A 23,232-nucleotide genomic window follows, 5' to 3' on the forward strand; every position below is an offset into this window, starting at 1 on the left:
TTTAATCTTACTTCAGGCAGCTCACGTATTGGTTCGACAACTGAGACATAAAGTTCACATAGCTGTCCTTGCCTAATACTATGCCGCTCCCCAAAGGATCCAAGGTGCCTGAACGCACGTCTGTTCCTTTGGCGACAGCATTAATGACGGCCGGCCTGAATTGTGGCTCAGCAAAAACGCATACCGCTTTATGCTCAACCAACTGTGTTCGAATTTGATGTAAACGCTGCGCACCAGGTTGAATTTCGGGATTGACTGTAAAATGCCCTAATGGGCTCAAGCCAAAGTGTTTTTCAAAGTAGCCATAAGCATCATGAAAAACGAAATATCCCTTACCTTGTGCAGGCTTTAACATAGTAGCAATATTTTTTTCATTTTGCGCTAGTTGATCCTCGAATCGGCGCAGGTTTGCATCTAATTTGTCCTTATTTTGTGGCATAAGTTCCAATAATCTATCGTGAATAGCAATTGCAGATTGTTTGGCAATGATGGGGGACAACCAAATATGCATATTATACTCGCCGTGATGGTGCTCATCATGGTGATTATCTTCAGCATGATCATGGTCATGCCCATCGCCTTCCCCTTCATGTTCATCATCTTCATTACCTTTCATCAATAAAGGCATGACCGAGGGTAACTGTGCCAATGCTATCTTTTTATTATCAGCAACTTGCGTTAGTGGTTTCGATAAAAATGCTTCCATTTCCGGCCCAACCCAAATAACCAGGTCAGCGCTGCGTAACCGCTGGACATCTGATGGACGCAGGGCATAATCGTGCGGTGATGCACCGTCGGGCAATAAGACTTCTGTCGGCAATACGCCATCAGCGATAGCTGAGGCGATAAAACCCAGCGGTCGCACTGATGTAACGACCGCTGCTGAGGCAATATTAAATGGATTGGCAATTAATATTGCACTGGCCAACATTGCGCGCTTTAGCCATTTATTTTTGTGTAACATAATACGAATTCTCGACGTTTTGATGGGTTAAGCGTAATATTATAACATTCAATCGGTTCTGCAAACGTAATCATAATGTCTACACTGGTAACTCTAAATAAGATATCCGTCACTTTTGGTAGTCGGCGGGTGCTCAATGATATTTCCCTTTCCTTGCGTCCGGGAAGAATTCTTACTCTGCTTGGGCCAAACGGCGCGGGCAAATCAACCTTGGTGCGTGTGGTGTTAGGGCTGATTGCTCCTACCAGCGGCTCGATTATTCGTGAGCCGGGTTTGCGCATTGGCTATGTACCGCAAAAACTCCATCTGGATACGACATTACCGCTAACAGTGAGCCGTTTCATGCGATTGAAACCCGGCGTCAAAAAAGCAGATATCTTGCCAGCACTAAAGCGGGTACATGCTGCTCATCTATTAGATCAGCCAATGCAAAAACTGTCCGGCGGTGAAAACCAGCGGGTACTTTTAGCCCGCGCATTATTGAATAGTCCACAGTTGCTGGTGTTGGATGAACCGACGCAAGGCGTTGACGTTAACGGGCAACTCGCGTTGTATGACTTAATTGAACAATTACGTAGAGAACTCGGCTGTGCCGTGCTGATGGTATCCCATGACCTGCATTTAGTGATGGCTAAAACCGATGAAGTATTATGTCTTAACCAGCATATTTGCTGTTCCGGTGCACCAGAAGTGGTCTCAACTCATCCTGAGTTTATTGCCATGTTTGGTCAGCGTGGCGCTGAGCAATTAGCGGTTTATCGTCATCACCATAATCATCGTCATGATTTACACGGAAAGATTATTTTGAAGAACAGTGGGAGCCGTGGCGCATGATTGAATTATTGTTGCCTGGGTGGTTAGCGGGCGTATTGCTGGCAACGGCGGCGGGGCCTCTGGGATCTTTTGTTGTCTGGCGTCGGATGTCCTATTTTGGTGATACCTTAGCGCATGCATCATTGCTGGGTGTTGCATTCGGTTTACTGCTAAATGTGAATCCATTTTATGCTGTCATCGTGATGACCATGTTGCTGGCACTGGTTCTGGTGTGGTTGGAACGCCGCCCGCAGTTGGCCGTTGACACACTACTCGGGATTATGGCTCACAGTGCATTATCTCTGGGCTTAGTAGTTGTTAGCCTAATGCATAATGTGCGGGTTGATCTCATGGCCTATCTATTTGGTGATCTGCTTTCGGTTACATTGAGTGATATCTGGTTGATAGCCGCAGGAGTAGTGATAGTGCTTGGGATATTGTGCTGGCAATGGCGAGCATTGCTATCAATGACTATCAGCCCGGAACTGGCTCATGTGGACGGTATTAATTTAGAACGCGTCCGGATGCTGCTGATGCTGGTGACCGCACTGACTATTGGCTTGTCGATGAAGTTTGTTGGTGCACTGATTATTACGTCCTTGCTGATCATTCCTGCCGCCGCCGCACGCCGTTTTGCCCGTACTCCAGAACAAATGGCCGGTATCGCCATTGGTATTGGTATTGTTGCCGTGACCGGTGGCTTAACCTTCTCTGCTTTTTATGATACCCCTGCGGGCCCTTCAGTCGTGTTGTGTGCTGCAGTGATGTTCATCCTAAGTCTGTCGCAAAAAGCGCGCGGGTAATCATTGTTAAGTGGGGTTTTATTGATAAACCCCATTCTTAACCACCTCCCCTACCCCCCCTCAAGCATCAATTCTGTTTTTTATATTTTAATTAGTGTGATCAACCACAAATACAATATATATGCAGTGTAATACCCTGCATAACACTTCAAACATTGAGCAATATATTGATTATGCAGATTCTTAACTCGTCTCTGCATGGGCCTTGTACGCTCTCAATTTACGCCGAATGACTATTCGTGCAGAGGCGACTTATCATGGAAAGATCCACCCCCACAGGTTTACTTCAGCAACCTAAACCGTTCTTTATGATCTTTTTTGTCGAGTTATGGGAGAGATTCGGTTATTACGGCGTGCAAGGTATTTTGGCTGTTTTCTTCGTTAAACAGCTTGGGTTCTCACAAGAACAAGCATTTGTCACTTTTGGTGCTTTTGCTGCTTTGGTTTATGGCCTAATTTCCATCGGCGGATATGTCGGTGACCATCTACTCGGGACTAAGCGCACTATGGTCTTAGGAGCGGTAGTGCTGGCATTGGGATATTTCGCCACCGGTTTATCATTATACCAACCGAACCTGATTTTCTTTGCTTTAGGCACTATTGCTGTGGGGAATGGTTTATTCAAGGCCAACCCAGCCAGCTTATTATCTAAATGTTATCCACCGAAAGATCCTCGGTTGGACGGAGCCTTCACTCTATTCTATATGTCGATCAATATCGGCTCCTTACTGTCACTTTCATTGGCTCCTGTTATAGCCGAACGTTTCGGTTATACCGTGACCTATTACTTATGCGGCATTGGTTTGATTTTTGCTCTCCTGGTTTACTTCTGCTGTCGCCATATGGTGCGCCACATTGGTTCTGAACCCGATACAAAACCCCTAAATTGGCGCAATCTGCTGTTGGTGCTGCTGGGCAGCGTAGTGATGATATGTGTCTGCGCCTGGTTGATGAATCATGTGTTCATTGCCAATTTGGTGCTAATCGCGTTGTCGCTGATCGTCGTCTTTATCTTCTTCAGAGAAGCATCAAAGCAGGACCCACTGGGCCGTAATAAAATGTATGTTGCTTTCATTCTGATGATTGAAGCTATCGTATTTTACGTTTTATATGCTCAGATGCCGACTTCACTTAACTTCTTTGCTATCAATAATGTCCATCATGAGATCCTTGGATTCAGTATCAATCCCGTCAGTTTCCAAGCGCTTAACCCATTCTGGGTGGTAGTCGCCAGCCCTATTTTGGCCTCAATCTATACCCGATTGGGCAGCCAAAATCGTGACTTATCCATGCCTGCAAAATTTACTCTAGGGATGTTTTTATGTTCGCTGGGTTTTCTGACTGCGGCGGCAGCCGGAATGTGGTTCGCTGATGCACAGGGTCTAACATCACCTTGGTTTATTGTTCTGGTTTATTTATTCCAGAGCTTGGGGGAATTGATGATAAGCGCCCTCGGCCTGGCGATGGTGGCGGCGTTGGTACCGCAATATTTAATGGGGTTTATTCTGGGGATGTGGTTCCTGACGCAGGCGGCCTCATTCCTGATTGGCGGCTATGTTGCGACCTTCACCGCGACACCTGAGGGCATGACGGATCCACTTGAAACCTTACCTATCTATACGGATGTATTTGGCAAAATTGGTATGGTCACACTGGTGATTGCGTTAGTTATGGCGCTACTTATCCCGTGGCTTAACCGAATGATTAATTCATCGGCCACGGAAGATGCTGTAGCCTGAGAATCTCATTTATCGGGGCTGACAATAGCGCAGCCCTTGCATCAATGAGATTACTCTTCGCGGGTGATACCAAAATGTTTATAAGCGTGATTGGTCGCAATGCGCCCGCGCGGAGTGCGTTGAATAAAACCTTGCTGGATTAAATACGGCTCCAAAACATCTTCAATGGTTTCCCGCTCCTCACCAATTGCCGCTGCGAGGTTATCCAGCCCCACTGGCCCCCCCATAAACTTATCGATGACAGCCAGCAAAAGTTTTCGATCCATAAAATCGAACCCTTCAGCATCAACATTCAGCATATCCAGCGCTTTCATGGCTACATCGCCGTTGATAGCCCCATCAGCCCTCACCTCAGCGAAGTCACGCACCCGGCGCAACAAGCGGTTGGTGATACGTGGCGTCCCTCTGGAACGGCGTGCTAACTGATGCGCGCCTTCCGGGGTCAATTCAAGACCCAGACACTTGGCACTGCGCGAAACGATATGTTCTAAATCAGCGACTTGATAGAACTCAAGCCGCTGCACAATACCAAAGCGGTCGCGCAGTGGAGAGGTCAATGAACCGGCTCGAGTGGTAGCACCAATTAAGGTAAACGGCGGTAGGTCGAGTTTGATGGAGCGTGCAGCTGGGCCTTCGCCAATCATGATATCCAGTTGATAATCTTCCATCGCCGGGTAGAGAATTTCTTCTACTACTGGCGATAATCGGTGAATTTCATCAATAAACAAAACATCATGTGGCTCCAGGTTGGTCAACATAGCGGCTAAGTCGCCAGCCTTTTCCAACACCGGCCCGGAAGTGGTGCGCAGATTGACCCCCATTTCATTAGCAACAATATTGGCCAGTGTGGTTTTACCCAAACCCGGAGGGCCAAATATCAGCACATGATCTAACGCATCACCACGCTGTTTCGCTGCCTGGATGAAGATTTCCATTTGCTCACGGACATGAGGTTGCCCGACATATTCAGCCAATAGTTTCGGACGGATAGCCCTGTCAATGCTCTCTTCATCACTGATAACACCCGCAGAGATCAGGCGGTCTGCTTCAATCATTTTAGACCTCTACTTCAATCATTATCTACCTCTAGCTATAAAGCAGCGCGCAAAGCATCACGGATCAGGGTTTCACAATCTGCACCCGGTTTAGCTATTTTACTCACCAGGCGGCTGGCTTCTTGTGGTTTATAGCCCAAAGCCACCAGCGCAGAAGCGGCTTCCGCTTCGATATCGGCATCTGAAATTTGTGACGAATTGCTGGCAGGTAACTGAATATCAGCGGTATTGTTAAACAAGTCACCATTGAGGCCTTTAAATCGGTCTTTCATTTCAACGACTAACCGCTCTGCGGTCTTCTTCCCGACCCCCGGCAATTTTACCAAAGTGGTAATATCTTCGCGTTCAACCGCAGCAACAAACTGTTGCGCAGACATTCCAGAAAGAATGGCCAGCGCCAGTTTTGGCCCCACACCGTTCACTTTTATTAGTTCGCGAAATAGTGCTCGTTCCTGCTTATCATTAAAACCGTATAGTAGCTGAGCATCTTCTCGCACGACAAACTGGGTAAAGATAATGGCTTCCTGCCCAATATCTGGCAGCTCATAAAAACAGGTCATCGGTAGTTGGACTTCATAGCCAACACCATTTGTTTCCAGCAACACCAAAGGTGGCTGTTTTTCCAGAATGATACCTCTGAGGCGCCCTATCACGTTGACTCTCTCCTCGTTTACCCACATTCGGGTATAAACATAATGGCTTTTTATAGCACAAAAAAGGCTGGATGGATATCCAGCCTACAGTATACCCCAAAGATTTCAAGATGTAGGAAGGCCGCAAGCAAGATACAAATCGGTCGGGAACCGATTCGTCAGCGGAGCCTGCCGCGCGCCAGCACCATTTGGTCATTCCCTAAGCGCAGGGTATTTTGACTCAGATGGCAATGGGTTATGGCAATCGCTAACGCATCTGCGGCATCAGCTTGTGGGTTCGCAGGAAGTTTCAACAGTGAGCGAACCATGTGCTGAACCTGGCTTTTTTCCGCCGCCCCCGTACCTACCACCGTCTGTTTAACCTGACGAGCTGCATATTCAGAAACCGGTAAATTCAGGTTTACTGCCGCAACAATCGCCGCTCCTCGCGCCTGCCCTAGCTTTAAGGCAGAGTCCGGATTTTTCGCCATAAATACTTGTTCGATTGCAAAAAAATCGGGTTGGAACTGAGTGATAATTTCAGTGACACCTGCATAAATCAACTTCAGGCGAGTAGGCATATCATCAACGACAGTGCGGATGCAGCCACTGCCCAGATAGGTGAGCTGACGACCTTGTTGGCGAATTACGCCATAACCGGTGACACGAGAACCGGGGTCGATGCCTAATACGATCGCCATACCAGTTTATTCACCTTATTCAGTGCTTCTAATGGCACTGGCCACAAAATGTGGCCAGTGTTATACCCGTCATATTTTAAGCTGCATGTGTGTTGGACGCCTTCCTGCAACTCGAATTATTTAGGGTATTAAAATAGAGCTAAATAGCAGAATAAAAATACACTGACTTACAGTGTTGCTGCCACTTCATCAGAGATTTCACCGTTATGGTAAACCTCTTGCACATCATCTGAGTCTTCCAGCATATCAATCAGACGCAGCAGTTTTGGTGCAGTTTCTGCATCAAGTTCAGCTTTGGTTGATGGAATAAGAGAAACTTCAGCGCCTTCGGCAACCAGACCGGTAGCATCCAGTGCATCTTTCACCGCGCCGAGAGATTCCCAGGCAGTAAACACATCAATAGCGCCATCATCGTAGACTACGATATCATCAGCACCCGCTTCCAATGCTGCATCCATCACCGCATCTTCTTCCAAACCCGGTGCATAGGAAATTACACCTTTTTTGGTAAATAGATAAGAAACCGAACCATCAGTCCCCAAATTACCACCGGTTTTGGTGAATGCATGGCGAACTTCAGATACGGTACGGTTACGGTTATCACTTAAGCATTCAACCATTACGGCAGTGCCGCCTGGGCCATAGCCTTCGTAAATGATGGTTTCCATATTGTTATCTTCATCACCACCAACACCACGGGCAATTGCGCGGTTCAGGGTGTCGCGTGTCATATTATTTGACAGCGCTTTATCAATAGCCGCACGTAACCGTGGGTTCGCACCAGGATCCCCCCCCCCAGGCGTGCAGCGGTCACCAACTCACGAATAATTTTAGTAAAAATCTTACCGCGCTTGGCATCCTGTGCCGCTTTACGGTGTTTTGTGTTGGCCCATTTACTATGACCTGCCATAAATAAGAATCTCCAAAATAGTCTAACTAGACTGAATAAAGAACGTACTCTTCAATCGCTTGCTGATTACTCCAGGACTTGGTTAACGCTGCGGCATCCGCAGCATCTAGCCACTGGTAAGCAAGATGTTCGGTAATCACAACATCCCGCTCTTCGGGTAACGCCAGACAGAACCAATGTTCTTTATTGCGCGTAACACCTGGTGCATAACGACGGCGCAAATGCACAAAGAGTTCAAATTCCACACAGCGCTGGCAGTCGAACAGCTCCAGATTTTCACCCAGTATATCAATGCCGACTTCTTCCTTTACTTCGCGCTGTGCGGTTTCCAACGGCGTTTCATCCCCTTCCAGACTGCCGGTGACCGACTGCCAAAAATCAGGATCATCACGCCGTTGTAACATCAACACCCGGCCACTGTTTCTGGCGTAGATCACCGCCAAAATAGACTCAGGCCGCTTATACCCGTCATCTTTCAAACTACAGGTGTGTTGGCTGCACTCAATCATCCGAATCACTTACCGATGTAAGTTCATCGGAATAATCTCGCTTGCCGCCTTCCTGCATCTTGAAATCTATTGGGTATGTATAATTCATTACTGATTCTCTTCTGCCGAGCTATCAGTGGCCCCTTTCTTCGCTACCACGCTGATAGACAGCTCTTGCAGTGAAGCAGGATTGGCAAAACTTGGTGCATCCGTCATCAGACAAGCCGCAGCCGTGGTTTTCGGGAAGGCAATAACATCACGAATGTTATCAGTGCCGGTCAACAGCATAACCAGACGATCCAAACCAAAAGCCAGACCCGCATGTGGTGGAGTGCCGAATTTTAATGCATCCAGCAGGAAGCCAAATTTCTCGCGCTGTTCTTCTTCATTGATGCCCAGAATACCAAACACTTGTTGCTGCATTTCAGTGCGGTGAATACGTACTGAACCGCCACCCACTTCGTAGCCGTTAATGACCATATCGTAAGCATTGGCGATAGCGGTGGTCGGTGCCGCAGCCAGTTGCTCTGGGCTCATATCTTTAGGCGCAGTGAACGGATGATGCATGGCAGACAAACCGCCTTCGCTATCGTCTTCGAACATTGGGAAGTCAACGACCCACAGCGGTGCCCATGAATTCAGTTTGGTCAATGTCAGGTCGCGGCCGACTTTTAAACGCAATGCGCCCATCGCATCCGTCACCACTTTAAAGCTGTCAGCACCAAAGAACAGGATATCGCCACTTTCAGCCTGAGTACGGGCCAAGATAGCTTCCAGCACATCAGCACTGAGGAACTTCGCGATTGGACTTTGTACCCCCTCAACGCCAGCAGCACGGTCATTAACTTTCAACCATGCCAAGCCTTTCGCACCATAAATGCCGACAAACTGACCGTATTCGTCAATTTGCTTGCGCGTGACCTGTGCGCCACCCGGTACGCGCAATGCCGCGACACGGCCTTTGGCGTCATTAGCTGGGCCGGAGAAGACTTTAAACTCGACATCTTTAACTAAATCAGCGACATCCACTAATTCCATTGGGTTGCGCAGGTCCGGCTTATCAGAACCGTAGCGACGCATAGCTTCGGCAAAAGTCATCACCGGGAAATCACCGAGATCGACGCCTTTGGTTTCCTGCCATAATTCGCGTACCAGTTTCTCCATCACTTCACGCACTTGGTCGGCGGTCAAGAAAGAGGTTTCAACATCGATCTGAGTAAATTCTGGCTGGCGGTCAGCACGTAAATCTTCATCACGGAAGCATTTTACAATCTGATAGTAGCGGTCAAAACCAGACATCATCAGCAATTGTTTGAATAACTGCGGTGACTGTGGCAGTGCATAGAACTTGCCTTTATGTACACGGCTTGGCACCAGATAGTCCCGCGCACCTTCCGGCGTCGCCTTGGTCAGCATCGGGGTTTCAATATCCAGGAAACCGTGGCTGTCCATAAAGCGGCGCACAAAGCTGGTAATTTTAGCGCGCGTTTTCAGGCGATCGGCCATCTCAGGGCGACGTAAATCCAGATAGCGATACTTCAGGCGCTGCTCTTCGCTGTTAGTCTGATTTGAGTCCAGTGGCAAAGGCTCAGAACGGTTAATGATATTCAGTGTATTGGCAAAGATTTCCACTTCACCGGTCGACATATCTTTATTGATTTGGCTGTCAGGACGTGCGCGCACAGTACCGGTAATCTGGATACAGAACTCATTGCGCAGTTCAGAAGCTTGCTCGTAAGCGGCTTTATGATCGGGATCGAAGAATACCTGAACAATGCCTTCGCGGTCGCGCATATCAATAAAAATCAGGCCACCGAGATCACGACGACGGTTAACCCAACCACAAAGTGTCACTTCTTGGCCAACATGGGACAGATTCAACTGCCCGCAATACTCAGTACGCATACAATATCCTTTTACTCAGCCGGTGCCGCACGCGTTATACACTGCCCGTGCGGCTATTTTCTGATGAGCCCTAATTTGAGCCTCAGCTACTACTGTCTGGTTTACTTTTATTATCTGGTTTGCTGTTACTGCCCGGCTTGAAATCTGTCGCGTACCAACCGGTGCCTTTCAATTGAAAGCCGGCCGCAGAGATAAGTTTCGCTAACGCGGGCTGATGACACGCAGGACATTGAGTCAGTGGCGCGTCGGAAAATTTTTGCAATTTCTCTAATCGATGGTTGCAAGCGCTACACGCATATTCGTATATAGGCATATATGTATAGGTATTTTGGATTAAAGAGTGTTGAAAAAAGGGGGTCATTATAAAGGAAATTCGTGGCGTAGATAAGAGCGAACGCACAGCTCAGGCACGACAAAACCTATTTCAGTCCTGTTTTAACACATCATTTAACAAAATTATCTCCTCACAAGGACCGCCCGATAACATATGTTGGCATAAACTGGTCAACAGATTAAGTCTATCGTCCAGAATTTCTCCAATGATACCGAGGCATAACACCATGAAACTTGATGCAAAAACCACCGCATTGGTACTGATTGATTTACAACAGGGCATTTTACCCTTTGCCAAAGGCCCTTACAGTGCAGAGCAGGTCGTCGCGACCAATGCTGGCCTGGCAGAACGCTTTCGTAAGCTCGGTGCCCCGGTGGTTTTCGTGCGCGTAGGTTGGTCTGATTCATTTGCTGAAGCGCTGAAACAACCGGTCGATCAACCCAGTCCAAATCCGGCAGGTGGTTTACCTGAATCATGGTGGACTTTCCCACCAGAGCTTGCAGTTACAGATAACGATATCAAAGTGATAAAACACCAATGGGGTGCGTTTTATGGTACCGATTTAGATTTACAACTGCGTCGCCGCGGGATCAAAACCATTGTACTGGCGGGGATCGCTACTAATATTGGTGTCGAATCTACCGCCCGCGCCGCATGGGAACATGGTTATGAGTTAGTCATAGCAGAGGATGGTTGCAGCACCGCCAGCACCGAAATGCAGCAATTCGCGGTTGAAAAAATCTTCCCGCGCATATCCCGCGTACGCAACAGCACAGAGATCCTTGCAGCCCTTAGTGCGTAACGTTATAAACTCATACCCGCTAACCACGCTGTAACGTCCTGTAAGAAGGATTTACCCAAATTAATTGGTGTTACAGCTAGGCAGCAAATGAATAAATCCCGATGAGCTGACACCGGTCAGTGATTCGGGTGCGTGAATGCAGCTAACCACGCTGTAGCGCCAAGTAAGAAGGGTAAAAGATGTATATAGGACTGCCGCAATGGCAACACCCGACCTGGAGCCGATTAGGTATCAAGGACTTGGCTGATTACAGTCGCTACTTTAACTGTGTTGAGGGGAATACCACTTTTTATGCACTGCCACGGCTGGAAATAGTTCAACGCTGGCGCGATATGACGCCCGATAGCTTCCGCTTTTGTTTTAAATTCCCAGCGACAATCAGCCATCAAGCGGCTCTGCGTGACTGTGATAAAGATTTGCAGGCTTTTTACCAATGTTTGTCCCCGCTGCATGATCGGATTGGACAATTATGGTTACAGTTACCCGCCGCTTTCGGGCCAAACGAACTCAATCGTTTATGGCAATTTATCGATAAATTGCCGGCAGGTTTCCATTATGGCGTTGAAGTGCGTCACCCAGATTTTTTTGCCAAAGGTAATGCCGAACGCGCGCTCAACCAAGGCTTACACCAACGCGCAGTCAATCGAGTGATGCTTGATAGCCGCCCTATACATGCGGCAAGGCCTCTCACCGAAGCGGTTCGTGACGCGCAAAGTAAGAAGCCGCGCCTTCCTGTGCATGCGATCGTCACTGGCGATCAACCGTTGGTACGCTTTATTGGTGGCGACCAATTGGAGGATAACCTGGCATTATTTTCGCCTTGGCTGCAAAAACTGCCGCTATGGGAACAACAGTATCAGCCCTATGTTTTCATTCACACACCAGATAACAGCGACTCCCCCCAACAAGCACAAAAGATTTGGCAGCAATTAGCCGCAGTGATTGCTACCTTACCCCCAGCCCCAGATTGGCCGGAACAAAATACGCTATTTTAACCCCACTTGGGGCAGGTTTTGACCAAACACATCACAGCCTTCAGGTCGTACTTATCCCTGTATCACAACTTCATCATTCCAAACACTAAACCGAGTATCAAGAAATGTGATTCCTACCATTTTTCTAGCGACAGTAACACGGTAGGCGGTTATCATTATCTGGCCAGTCTATGTTGGGCAATGGAGTTAAAAATGGTTAGCTCGCTTTATGTGGTGTTGGGCGCACTGTTATTGATCAAGCTTTCATTTGATGTAGTTAAATTGAGAAATCAGTACCGAGTCGCTTATGGCGACGGTGGTTTTTATGAATTACAAACCGCCATCCGTGTACATGGCAACGCTGTAGAATATATTCCTATTGCAGTCATTTTACTCATTATGATGGAAATGAACGGTGCTGAAACATGGATGCTCCATATCTGTGGATTGATGCTGATAGTTGGCCGCCTGCTACATTATTATGGTCTACGTCATCGCGAAATTCGCTGGCGCCGCTCTGGGATGAGTGCCACCTATGTTTCGTTGGTTTTGATGATTATTGCTAATATTTACTACCTGCCTTGGGATCAGATTTTTAGCCTGACCTGATAGGCCTGTTCGGATTGTTGCTCGGTTCCCAAACGGAATACAGTTAGTTCGGGCGGCTAATTGCCGCCTTCATGCCTGCCCTCACCTATCGACTATTCACACGCGCTTTATCGCGCTCATTTGTTCTGTTTTCTGTTATAATATGCGCCTTTAATTTCTTGTTCATTTCTCACTGATTCAATGACAGCCATGCCAAAACGCGAAACGCAATCTCTACATGATACGCAGCAGCAGTCTGGGCCAGCAGCACAGCGTGATAGCCTGTTTGCTGCCCCTATTGCCAAGTTAGGTGACTGGACGTTCGACGAAAAGGTCGCTGAAGTCTTCCCTGATATGATAAGCCGATCGGTGCCCGGCTATTCCAACATCATCTCGATGATAGGCATGCTGGCGGAGCGTTTTGTGCAACCCAATAGTCACATTTACGATCTGGGCTGTTCGCTCGGTGCGGCAACACTGTCAATGCGGCGTAATATCAAAGTCGAAGGCTGTAAAATCATTGCCGTAGATAACTCACCTGCAATGGTTGAACGCTGCCGCCGTCATATCGATGCCTTCCGGGCAGAAACGCCTGTAGACGTGGTGGAGTGCGATATTCTAGATATTCAGCTTGAGAATGCCTCAATGGTGGTGCTTAACTTCACGCTGCAATTCCTTGAGCCTGCGGATCGCCAACGGCTGCTCAATCAGGTATACCAAGGGCTGCGCCCAGGTGGTGCCTTGGTGCTGTCCGAGAAGTTTAACTTTGAAGATAGTGATATTGGCGAATTACTGTTCAATATGCATCTTGATTTTAAGCGCGCGAATGGCTATAGCGAGCTGGAAATTAGTCAGAAACGCAGCATGCTGGAGAATGTCATGCTGACGGATTCGGTTGAAGCCCATAAAAAGCGTCTGCATCAGGCCGGTTTCGAACACGCGGAAGTGTGGTTCCAATGTTTTAATTTTGGTTCGTTAATTGCCCTAAAAGCGGGAGAGGCTCAATGATTGAATTTGGCGATTTTTACCGGCTGATTGCCAAAGGCCCACTAAGCCCATGGCTAGACACCCTGCCCGCCCAGCTCAGTGCCTGGCAGCGCGAATCATTACACGGTAAGTTTAAAACCTGGTTTAACGCTGTTGAGCACTTGCCGCAGCTCACGCCAACTTCGCTGGATTTACGCGAGGGTGTTCGGGCAGAGATGACGCCGCCGATTTCAGCAGGGCAACGTGAAGGGATGGAAAATATGTTGCGCGCCCTGATGCCCTGGCGCAAAGGTCCCTTCTCTTTGTACGGGTTAGATATTGACACTGAATGGCGTTCCGACTGGAAATGGCAGCGAGTTTTGCCGCACATCAGTCCACTCGCAGGCCGCACTATTCTGGATGTCGGGTGTGGCAGCGGGTATCACTTATGGCGAATGATTGGTGAGGGTGCTCATCTGGCTGTAGGAATCGATCCAATGCAGCTATTTTTATGCCAGTTTGAAGCTATTCGTAAATTGCTCGGGGGTGACCAGCGAGCCCATGTGTTGCCATTAGGTATTGAACAACTTCCGGAGTTGGCGGCCTTTGATACCGTATTTTCAATGGGCGTGCTGTATCATCGCCGTTCACCATTGGATCACCTCTATCAACTTAAAAATCAGTTAGTTAATGAGGGAGAACTGGTGCTTGAGACCTTAGTGGTTGAAGGTGATAGCCAGCAGGTATTAGTGCCCGGTGATCGTTATGCTCAGATGCGGAATGTGTATTTTATTCCCTCGGCTCCGGCCCTAAAAGCCTGGCTAGAAAAATGCGGATTTGTCGATGTCAGAATTGCCGATATGGCCGTGACCACTACCGATGAGCAACGCCGCACCGATTGGATGACCAGTGAATCCTTAGCTGAATTCCTCGATCCGAACGATCCCACCAAAACTGTTGAAGGTTATCCAGCCCCACTCCGAGCGGTACTCATCGCCCGTAAACCATGAAAAAACCCCGGTCTGATTGGCCGGGGTGTTGACAACTACATCACTGCAACTGCCCAAAATCTAAGCAGATTGTGGTAACGGCGTGCCCATCACCAACAAACTTTTCATCGCTTCAACCACTTCACCGTCTACACAATAATGAGCAAACTCGTCGACATCGCTGTCTGCGCACATTGTCACACCCGCTTTGCGGTATTTCATCGTTGACGGCACAGTTCGGCCAGCAGAGCTGTGAAGCTCACGAATGCCGGCATCAATAAATTTCTGCATATTAGTGAGACGAACGCCCGCCCCGGCCATGATAATCGGTCCTTGACCCTGAGTGGCAGCCACCAAATCTTTCAATAATGCCAGCCCCAATTCAGCATTCTGTTGCTGACCTGAGGTTAAAATTCGCGCCACATTCAGATCCGCTAATTGTTGTAACGCAATCATCGGGTTCTGACACATATCAAATGCCCGATGGAAAGTGACCGCCAATGAGCCACTAACAGACATTATTTCTCGCATCCGGCGCATATCAATGTGACCATCAATATCCAGTACACCCACGACCACCCCGGCAAACCCCATATCACGGATTCTGGCAATATCATTTTTAATGATGGCGAAATCATTGTCGCTGTAGCAAAAATCGCCCCCGCGCGGACGGACGATTGGGTGAACGGGAATGGTAACCGTCTCTCTGGCCTGCATTAATGCACCGATACTCGGCGTTAATCCCCCTTCGGACTGACCGCAGCATAATTCAATCCGGTCGGCTCCTGCCTTTTCTGCTATTTGCGCGCAATCCACGCTATAGCAACAAATTTCCAATTTAGTCATTCTCTCCCCCGTTTGACGGATGCCACTGCGGCAGTAATACCCTATGACTTCTCAGCATATAAATATCGGCTTAATAGTTAATCGACTAAATAACAGGCTAAATAATCTCTCATACTAAAAAAGCGTTAATCAAGGACACTGAAGCATTCACTATGGCACTCATTTTGAATCAATGAGTCGACGCCAGTCACAGTGATAACCATAAGTGATAGTCGGTATCGAAATAAATAACCCATACACGTTAGCCATTGCGCTCGCTATCCACAATTTGTCGCAAAGTATAAGGGTGAAACTTAATGGTTATCTCACCATCACTCACCGCAAATGTTGGATTAGCTAAGCGCTCATGCTCGCCTTGCGGAGAACTAAACTTAGTCGTAACCCCCTCAGGCAGGGTAGTCGGTAATAAGGCGCTAGCCCGCTGCATCAAGGTTTGTGGGTCCCCGGCTAGCACCAGTTCAACATGCTCCCATCCTTCATGTGGATAATATTTTTTCCCCGGATAAGGTAATTCAACACAATCTATTTGCCATGGTCCAACAGCCAGTGGTGGTGTTAAATCGAATAGACAAATAGAACGGCCATTAATTTGTGTTTCGGACATCAAATTGCCACATTGTTGTAAACCACTGTGCCAGCGTTGTGCTGTTTCTGTTTGATGACACCGCAATGAAATATGGTCAGCACTGAATTGCGTCAAATCCAGATTTAATTTAGCCGCGAAAACAACCAGCTTTTGTTCAAAAGAGGGCAAGTCTGTTAATAAGTCCGATAATTCGACGATATCTTTCAGGCTGCTCATTTTATTCTCCTGTTAACTGTTATTTCCGGCATTGAAGCGGCCATAATCTACAGTTATTAGTTCTAATCAGCCATATTAATTCTATACATTCAATAATTCGCTATTTCATCTATGACAGTAACCACTGGCCTGATGCTGACGTCGGGGAGCAAATATGGTATAAATCCTGCCATCTTGTGACTCACGCTCTGCCAAACCTTCCCGCTGCTTGCGTGATAGGGTTTTGGCCCCGTTTGAATTAACTGGCACAGAGATGCTCGTGTGCGTCATTAATGTATTTTTTGTGCGTAATTAAGGTAACCCGGTGAATATTCAGGCTCTTCTCTCAGATAAAGTCAGCCAGGCGCTGATTGCAGCAGGTGCTCCAGCAGGCAGCGAACCTCAGGTTCGCCAATCTGCCAAAGCTCAATTTGGCGATTATCAAGCTAACGGTGTGATGGCCGTCGCCAAAAAAATTGGCATGCAGCCCCGACAACTGGCAGAAAAAGTCATTGAACTGCTCGATCTTAACGGTATTGCCAGCAAAGTCGAAATTGCAGGCCCCGGCTTTATCAATATCTTCCTTGATCGTCAATGGGTTGCTAGCAAAGTAGAAGAGGCGCTGAAGGCTCCTAAACTAGGCGTTAAGCCAGTCGAACCACAAACTATTGTGGTCGACTACTCTGCGCCGAATGTGGCTAAACAGATGCATGTTGGTCACTTGCGCTCGACCATCATCGGTGATGCTGCGGTACGGACGTTAGAGTTCCTGGGCCACAATGTTATTCGTGCCAACCACGTCGGCGACTGGGGCACCCAGTTCGGTATGCTGATTGCTTATCTGGAAAAAATGCAAAACGAGAATGCCAGCGATATGGGCTTATCGGATTTGGAGCTTTTCTATCAGCAAGCCAAGAAAACCTATGACGAAGATGAAGAATTCGCCAAGCGTTCCCGCGCTTATGTAGTGAAATTACAAAGCGGTGACGAATATTGCCGTCAGATGTGGCGTAAATTGGTTGATATCACCATGGCGCAAAACCAGATTGCTTACGACCGCCTGAATGTCACCCTGACCAAAGACGATGTGATGGGTGAAAGTCTGTATAACACCATGTTGCCTGAAATTGTAGCTGACCTAAAAGCCAAGGGGTTGGCAGTGGAAAGCGAAGGTGCAACCGTTGTCTATCTTGATGAATACAAAAATAAAGATGGCGAACCTATGGGCGTCATTATCCAGAAAAAAGATGGCGGCTATCTCTACACAACCACCGATATAGCCTGTGCTAAATACCGTTACGAAACACTAGGTGCAGACCGCGTGTTGTATTACATCGACAGCCGTCAGCACCAGCATCTAATGCAGGCCTGGACTATCGTCCGTAAAGCCGGTTATGTGCCAGAGTCTGTTCCACTAGAGCATCATATGTTTGGCATGATGCTGGGCAAAGATGGCAAACCATTCAAAACTCGCTCCGGAGGTACAGTCAAACTTTCCGATTTGCTGGATGAAGCTATCGAGCGTGCGGGTAAACTGATTGCCGAGAAAAACCCGGATATGCCTGCGGACGAACTCAAGCAAGTGGTTGAAGCCGTCGGTATTGGTGCAGTGAAGTATGCAGACCTATCAAAAAGCCGCACCACTGACTATATCTTCGACTGGGATAACATGCTGGCGCTGGATGGTAATACTGCGCCTTACATGCAATATGCCTATACCCGTGTGGTTTCAGTGTTTAAGCGCGCTGGTATTGACGAAAGCAGCCTGACCTTGCCGTTAGTGATTACAGAAGACCGCGAAGCTGCGCTGGCTACCCGTTTGTTGCAGTTTGAAGAAGTCATCACTACCGTGGCCCGCGAAGGGACACCACATGTGATGTGTTCTTATCTGTATGACTTAGCCGGTTTGTTCTCCAGCTTCTACGAGCATTGCCAAATCCTGAATGCTGATAGCGAAGAGAGCCGTCAGAGCCGCCTGAAACTCGCAATGCTAACAGCAAAAACCCTAAAACAAGGGCTTGATACATTGGGTATTCAGACTGTCGAACGGATGTAATTTGTTATTACGTCAATAACGTCAAAGGCACCCAAAGGTGCCTTTGTTATACTGCTCAACTATAGGCTAACGTACTGAGCGCTAGTTAACAGGAGTCACTTCTGGCAAAAAGAATTCACCGTCCCTGTCATGGAAGGTTCCTCCGGGAACATTGCTAGTTCCATTAGTAATATAAGGTGAGTATATAAAGGGTATTTTTCCTGCCGTCGTATCAGACACACCCGCGCTAGCTATTCCCATCACAGTGGGAGCAATATTAAAGCCTCCACGACTCCGATGAGTGTTATTTTTCATATTTTCCAGATGCAACTCATTAATATTTAGGGTGACCATGCCGCTGGCATTGGTTATTTGAGCCGCTTTCAGCACCGTTTTACCCAATACTATGATAGAAGCGACTGTTTGCGCAAAAATGCCTGACGTCTTATCGATAGCATCATTTTTAACTATATTTATATCGAGCTTAGCATGGCCCGCTAATCCAGCAGGGTCGGTCAATCCTGTTTTAAAATTGTTGCCAAGAAAGCGTGCCGTCTTATCCGCAAAATTTCGTGAAGTCGTCTTATTTGATAACGCCGGTAATTCTACTGTCTGTTTATCTTTATTGAAAACAACCCCGGCCATAGTATCTTTGCCTGGAAATTTTTTATTGTATGCCGTACCAGCTTTGTCAATCCCACTGGTTAATACCTCCTTTATCTTACTCTCAAAACGCTTAGTGCCAATTTTCGATATTTTGCTCACCACACTGCTGCTTTTATCATTTGTATGACTCAGGGCGAAATCAACAGCTACATTAACAATATTTTGTCTATCTTTCTGACTCTCTATATGAAGATCACCACCAACATCAACAGTAGCCTTATTTGTATTAACATCGACCCCAAGCATATGTGTATTTTTATGGCTCTGTAGTGAGAAAGAATCCGTAGAAATGGAGGTATTAGTATATTCGAAGATATCTTGAGTATTAACACCTGCTTTTATTCCAGCACCGGTATAGTGACTTTTACTGCTGCTATTTTTATCAACCTTGCCATTGCTATCTTTGCCAAACTTATTGGTTAGCACTAAATCGGCATTAATATCAAAGTCCCAATTATCTTTGGGTAGTACATTTAAGGATGACTCCATAAATACTCCGCCATTATTAGCGCTTATTTCCACTTGCTGCGAATTAATCTGGAGCCCTTGAGTATAAATTGCTTGATTATCATTACTACCGGCCTGTAGTAATACCAAACCATTACTATGAATATTTGTTCCTTTACGGATAAGGGTAGATTCATTTATTTTATCTGCCTGACCATCACCACCGACAAAACCCATTTTAGAAGTATCTGTATCAGATGAACCTATTTTCACCCCTGCTCTGACATTTCCACCCGCCTTGAGATTATTATTGGCGCTATCTGATAGTGATGCATCTAAGATAAGTTTTTGACGTGCAGTCACTCCAACATTACCCACTTTAGCATCTGCATCGCCAATTTTAGTCCCCTTAAGAATAATGTTATCTGCTTGTAATATGACATTATCCTGTGCTCTAATTTGGCTCACTTTGGCATTTGATGTATGTTCATTACGCTTTTGGTATCCGCCCCCCAACCCCACACTAAATTCTTTAGATGTTGCTGTACCACCCAGTGCTAATTTACCTTTTCCATGAGTACGCTTGTAGTCGTTACGCACATTATCAATGACTTGTTCGAAATAGATATCTCCATCAGATTTAATCTGGACATTCCCCCGTTCAGAGAATATGTCAGTGGCTTGATAATATGCATCACCCATTGTTTTAATCAGTACATTGTTGCCAGCTTTAATAGATGATGGCAGCATTATACTGACATATTTATTTCCTTCCGAAGTTTCACCCTCCGCTGAAAGGGTTACTTTCACATCCTTACCTGTCGTTGTTGACACTCGGACAGCACCACCGCCTTGTTCTTTATTCTCCTTTTCCTGGCTAGAGTTTATTGCCGTGTTATTGTAATGGTTAGCAGCAGCCAAATTGAAGAACCCACTTTTTTCATCCTTACCCTTGGCTTTATATTGTGTACCAATATCCATAATATCTTTTTTTGCTGTTAAAATAATATCGCCAGCTTCTATTTCCGTGACTAACGCTAAAGAGCTAAGGGTTGATGTCGCTGTATTACTCCCACTACCATAAAAATCCAAGCCCAAATTAGGATCAGAAATGCCTTTCAAACTCCCTTTCCCGCCTAAATGCTGAAGTGTATTCTTTGGATCCTTTATGACTTTCTCTATTTGCCGAGTATATTTACTATAATCAATATTAAAACCTACTCCTAATTTTATCTCTTTTTCAGTATTATCCCGAATGGTTTTATCATTGCTTGCCATATGGTATATATTTTTTGCGTTCTCATGGTACTCTCCACTCACCCGATGATTAGCCCCTTGATGAGTGACATCCTCTTTAGCAGTAATTTTCATATTACCATTAATATCTGTTTTTGAACCAATACTGATATTCGTCATCTCATAACTCTTATTATTATTATATTTTACCTCTGCACCACTACCAAAGTTATCAATACCAGCATCATAATGGGCTCCACCGGCGTAAATACTTCTCTCTTTACTGGTCATATTCGAGTTCACTGCCGATAAAAATTGTACTCCCTTATCGGCTGACAAGGTCAGATCTCCTTGGTTTGTTTTGATCTCTGTTCCGAAAAATCTAATATCTTCTACAGCTGAAATATTAATATCTGCGCCAGTTAATGTCGCAAGATTTTGATTTAATTTTCTATTACTCTCTTTATCTTGAGCATGGATGATCTCAAAACCGGCCCTATATTGTTTATCTCCCTGACTTTTGGCATACCATTGCCAGCTAAGATCGCTCTTCTCTTCATCACTTCTTTGTTGTTGGCGAGCCGCCGTGGCAATAACATTACCTTTACTTTTTATTTTTAACTTATTTTTAGCATTAATTAATGCCCCATCAATAAAAATATTATTTGAGTCTATATCAACATCACCATTTGATGTTATCTCGGTATCAATGAAGTTTTCATTATTATCAATTCTTCTATTAGAGTTTGTAATAACATTAAATGCCCCACCTGTTTCTTTAGTAAAAGATATAGTTTCTTTATCAAGCAATCCATTTAAAAAAACATTATCTTTGGACTTAATAGATATATTGTTGTTCGCATTGGTTTTACTGGAAATAATTGAAATATTTCCATCTGCAATAATATAAATATTAGAGCTAATCAAATCAGACTGCTGGTTTTCATAATTATATTTACTGTCTGAATCTTTCTCACTGCCACCTAACGCGCCCCATTGTGTAAAACCCGTATAACTCTTATTCGATTTTTTGGTTTCCTGTGGGGTTATCGCAATGCTACCTTTAGTTTTTAACTTGAGTTCGCCTGCCGCTTTAATCTCTACGCCTACCAGGCGAGTATCCCCTTCAGCAGTTAATTCAATATTTTTATTTGATTTTATTATTGTTTTAGTCAGCGTTTCAAACTCCTTAGATCGTTTTGTATTCCCATTTTTCAAATCTGGTCCGATATCTTTCAGTTCAACTAATTTAGTATCGGTTCTGGAGGATATAAGTCCGCTGATAAGCACATCACGTTGTGCATTTAACTTAATACTCCCATGATTATCTTCAATATGAACACCTTTTAAAATTAAATCACCATGAGTCGACTCCATGCTAATGCCGCCATACCCCCTTATTAAACTCTCGCTAAAATATTTTTCACTTGCAGTCTGAATGGTTATTTCATCACCAATGCCATCACCTTGATTGTCAGAATTTATAATCTTATTATCCTCATGGGCTAAGCCATCAATTGTTAGTATAGAACCCTTGAGTGATACATCATGACCTATGATTCTAATGCCAGTTAATTGATTTTTCTCACGAGCAGTAATATTAATACTATCTCCGCTCATATTAATATACTTACTTTTTTTGTTTTCACCTATTAAAGCTGAAATATCTTTCTGCGCGATAATATTTTTGGAATTTATATTAATTCTCTTGGCATCTATAGTGTCATTTTTTAACCATACAGTTCCTTCTGCTGCACTGATATTCAACGCCTCTGATGCGGTAATATTACCTTTTAACATCAGGTCTCGCCCTTTTCGAGTGTCGTGCAATCGAATACGATTGGCCGCAATACTGCCCAAAAAATAGCCATCGGTCTGAATACTTAGTTCGTTACTCTCGTCAATGTGGGTTACTTTATTATTCTTTGAAACTTTATTATTACCGATAATAACATTAACTTCCTTAGTCGCCACAATATGACCATCAGCATTAATCTTTGGTGTAATTAAGGTTAATACTTTTGCCATCTCCACTGCACGAGTGTTCTTTATTGTCATTGCTCGTGTATTACTTGAGCTATCAAATTCCTGTAATCTACCATCATTGACCACTGGTTTACCCACGACCAGAGTAACCTGACTGAAATTAGGATCAAAACTGCAACCATCGCAGATAATACCATTCGGATTAGCCAAAATATAATCTGCAGAATGACCAATAACGTATTGATGTCCGGCTAATACTGAATTGTTCGTCCCTATTACTTCATTTAAAATAACACGAGCTGGATTTTCATACGGAACAAATTCACCTCCTGCAGCCACTAGATGCCTATTACCTTCAATCATCAGTGAACTATCTTTTTCTCTATCAAATGAGTGAGTCATAGCTGAGTTATTAAATATTACCCCATTCCGATCAACATTAAACTCATTATACTGATTATGCGATACACCGTCAGACGATGGCGGCACGATGTTAATAATGGGTATGTTATTTTCAGTGATGGAAAGATCAGGTCGATGTCCAGCATCACCGCCTGCGACTATACCGTTGG

At 45.7% G+C, this 23,232-nt stretch carries 19 protein-coding genes and 1 pseudogene; 9 read left to right on the forward strand and 11 right to left on the reverse strand.

Annotated features, from left to right (window positions below):
• Positions 1-7: 7 nt before the first annotated feature.
• On the reverse strand, positions 8-964 hold the full coding sequence (gene znuA / locus ACF3VQ_RS11515) for a zinc ABC transporter substrate-binding protein ZnuA (protein WP_392430943.1): 957 nt from the start codon (positions 962-964) through the stop codon (positions 8-10).
• A gap of 75 nt (positions 965-1,039) precedes the next feature.
• Here znuA and znuC point away from each other — a divergent pair, with 75 nt between their 5' ends.
• From znuC to dtpB, 3 genes are all read left to right on the forward strand, one after another.
• A complete protein-coding gene (gene znuC, locus ACF3VQ_RS11520; protein ID WP_050075480.1) occupies positions 1,040-1,798 on the forward strand; it encodes a zinc ABC transporter ATP-binding protein ZnuC in 759 nt (252 codons plus the stop codon).
• Positions 1,795-2,580, forward strand: a complete 786-nt coding sequence (gene znuB / locus ACF3VQ_RS11525; protein ID WP_392430946.1) for a zinc ABC transporter permease subunit ZnuB — start codon at positions 1,795-1,797, stop codon at positions 2,578-2,580. Before znuC ends, znuB begins: the two co-directional genes overlap by 4 nt.
• Before the next feature lie 257 nt (positions 2,581-2,837).
• Positions 2,838-4,319, forward strand: coding sequence for a dipeptide/tripeptide permease DtpB (gene dtpB / locus ACF3VQ_RS11530; RefSeq protein ID WP_392430948.1), 1,482 nt, complete (start codon positions 2,838-2,840; stop codon positions 4,317-4,319).
• Between the two features lie 50 nt (positions 4,320-4,369).
• Here the strand turns inward: dtpB and ruvB are convergent, their stop codons facing one another.
• The 7 genes and pseudogenes from ruvB to ACF3VQ_RS11565 form a co-directional block, all read right to left on the reverse strand.
• Positions 4,370-5,374, reverse strand: a complete 1,005-nt coding sequence (ruvB, locus tag ACF3VQ_RS11535; RefSeq protein WP_005163065.1) for a Holliday junction branch migration DNA helicase RuvB — start codon at positions 5,372-5,374, stop codon at positions 4,370-4,372.
• 35 nt (positions 5,375-5,409) lie between these two features.
• Positions 5,410-6,027, reverse strand: coding sequence for a Holliday junction branch migration protein RuvA (ruvA, locus tag ACF3VQ_RS11540; protein WP_392430950.1), 618 nt, complete (start codon positions 6,025-6,027; stop codon positions 5,410-5,412).
• A gap of 158 nt (positions 6,028-6,185) precedes the next feature.
• Positions 6,186-6,707 (reverse strand): crossover junction endodeoxyribonuclease RuvC, encoded by a 522-nt coding sequence (gene ruvC, locus ACF3VQ_RS11545; protein WP_004390700.1) that lies wholly within the window; start codon positions 6,705-6,707, stop codon positions 6,186-6,188.
• 167 nt (positions 6,708-6,874) lie between these two features.
• Positions 6,875-7,617, reverse strand: a pseudogene (locus ACF3VQ_RS11550) (YebC/PmpR family DNA-binding transcriptional regulator).
• Between the two features lie 26 nt (positions 7,618-7,643).
• On the reverse strand, positions 7,644-8,126 hold the full coding sequence (gene nudB, locus ACF3VQ_RS11555; RefSeq protein ID WP_050333995.1) for a dihydroneopterin triphosphate diphosphatase: 483 nt from the start codon (positions 8,124-8,126) through the stop codon (positions 7,644-7,646).
• 87 nt (positions 8,127-8,213) lie between these two features.
• The gene (gene aspS, locus ACF3VQ_RS11560; RefSeq protein ID WP_392430954.1) at positions 8,214-10,010 is read right to left on the reverse strand and encodes an aspartate--tRNA ligase; all 1,797 of its coding nucleotides are present in this window, start codon (positions 10,008-10,010) and stop codon (positions 8,214-8,216) included.
• 82 nt (positions 10,011-10,092) lie between these two features.
• Positions 10,093-10,371, reverse strand: a complete 279-nt coding sequence (locus tag ACF3VQ_RS11565; RefSeq protein WP_320407046.1) for a zinc ribbon domain-containing protein — start codon at positions 10,369-10,371, stop codon at positions 10,093-10,095.
• Positions 10,372-10,570: 199 nt separating this feature from the next.
• Between ACF3VQ_RS11565 and ACF3VQ_RS11570 the strand changes: the two genes are divergently transcribed.
• From ACF3VQ_RS11570 to cmoB, 5 genes are all read left to right on the forward strand, one after another.
• Positions 10,571-11,146: a hydrolase gene (locus ACF3VQ_RS11570; RefSeq protein ID WP_392430957.1), complete on the forward strand. Its 576-nt coding sequence runs from the start codon at positions 10,571-10,573 to the stop codon at positions 11,144-11,146.
• Positions 11,147-11,325: 179 nt separating this feature from the next.
• On the forward strand, positions 11,326-12,141 hold the full coding sequence (locus tag ACF3VQ_RS11575; RefSeq protein ID WP_392430959.1) for a DUF72 domain-containing protein: 816 nt from the start codon (positions 11,326-11,328) through the stop codon (positions 12,139-12,141).
• Between the two features lie 192 nt (positions 12,142-12,333).
• Entirely contained in the window at positions 12,334-12,729 is a 396-nt protein-coding gene (locus tag ACF3VQ_RS11580; RefSeq protein ID WP_005165969.1) for an MAPEG family protein, read from the forward strand.
• A 189-nt stretch (positions 12,730-12,918) separates the two neighbouring features.
• Positions 12,919-13,716, forward strand: coding sequence for a carboxy-S-adenosyl-L-methionine synthase CmoA (gene cmoA / locus ACF3VQ_RS11585; protein WP_392430962.1), 798 nt, complete (start codon positions 12,919-12,921; stop codon positions 13,714-13,716).
• Complete coding sequence (gene cmoB / locus ACF3VQ_RS11590) at positions 13,713-14,684, forward strand: tRNA 5-methoxyuridine(34)/uridine 5-oxyacetic acid(34) synthase CmoB (protein ID WP_046050819.1); 972 nt, start codon at positions 13,713-13,715, stop codon at positions 14,682-14,684. The genes cmoA and cmoB overlap by 4 nt, the downstream gene beginning before the upstream one ends.
• Positions 14,685-14,744: 60 nt before the next feature.
• Here cmoB and cutC read toward each other — a convergent pair whose 3' ends face one another.
• Together cutC and ACF3VQ_RS11600 are read right to left on the reverse strand one after the other, a co-directional pair.
• Positions 14,745-15,509 (reverse strand): copper homeostasis protein CutC, encoded by a 765-nt coding sequence (gene cutC / locus ACF3VQ_RS11595; RefSeq protein ID WP_392430966.1) that lies wholly within the window; start codon positions 15,507-15,509, stop codon positions 14,745-14,747.
• Positions 15,510-15,750: 241 nt separating this feature from the next.
• Positions 15,751-16,311 (reverse strand): VOC family protein, encoded by a 561-nt coding sequence (locus ACF3VQ_RS11600; protein ID WP_392430968.1) that lies wholly within the window; start codon positions 16,309-16,311, stop codon positions 15,751-15,753.
• 304 nt (positions 16,312-16,615) lie between these two features.
• On the opposite strand from ACF3VQ_RS11600, the gene argS reads away from it, so the two are divergent.
• Entirely contained in the window at positions 16,616-18,346 is a 1,731-nt protein-coding gene (gene argS, locus ACF3VQ_RS11605) for an arginine--tRNA ligase (RefSeq protein WP_392430970.1), read from the forward strand.
• An 81-nt stretch (positions 18,347-18,427) separates the two neighbouring features.
• Here the strand turns inward: argS and ACF3VQ_RS11610 are convergent, their stop codons facing one another.
• Entirely contained in the window at positions 18,428-23,149 is a 4,722-nt protein-coding gene (locus tag ACF3VQ_RS11610) for a hemagglutinin repeat-containing protein (RefSeq protein WP_392430973.1), read from the reverse strand.
• Positions 23,150-23,232: the final 83 nt, after the last annotated feature.

Origin of the sequence: Yersinia fenwicki (assembly GCF_043099325.1) — a bacterium.
Taxonomy (GTDB): Bacteria; Pseudomonadota; Gammaproteobacteria; order Enterobacterales; family Enterobacteriaceae; genus Yersinia.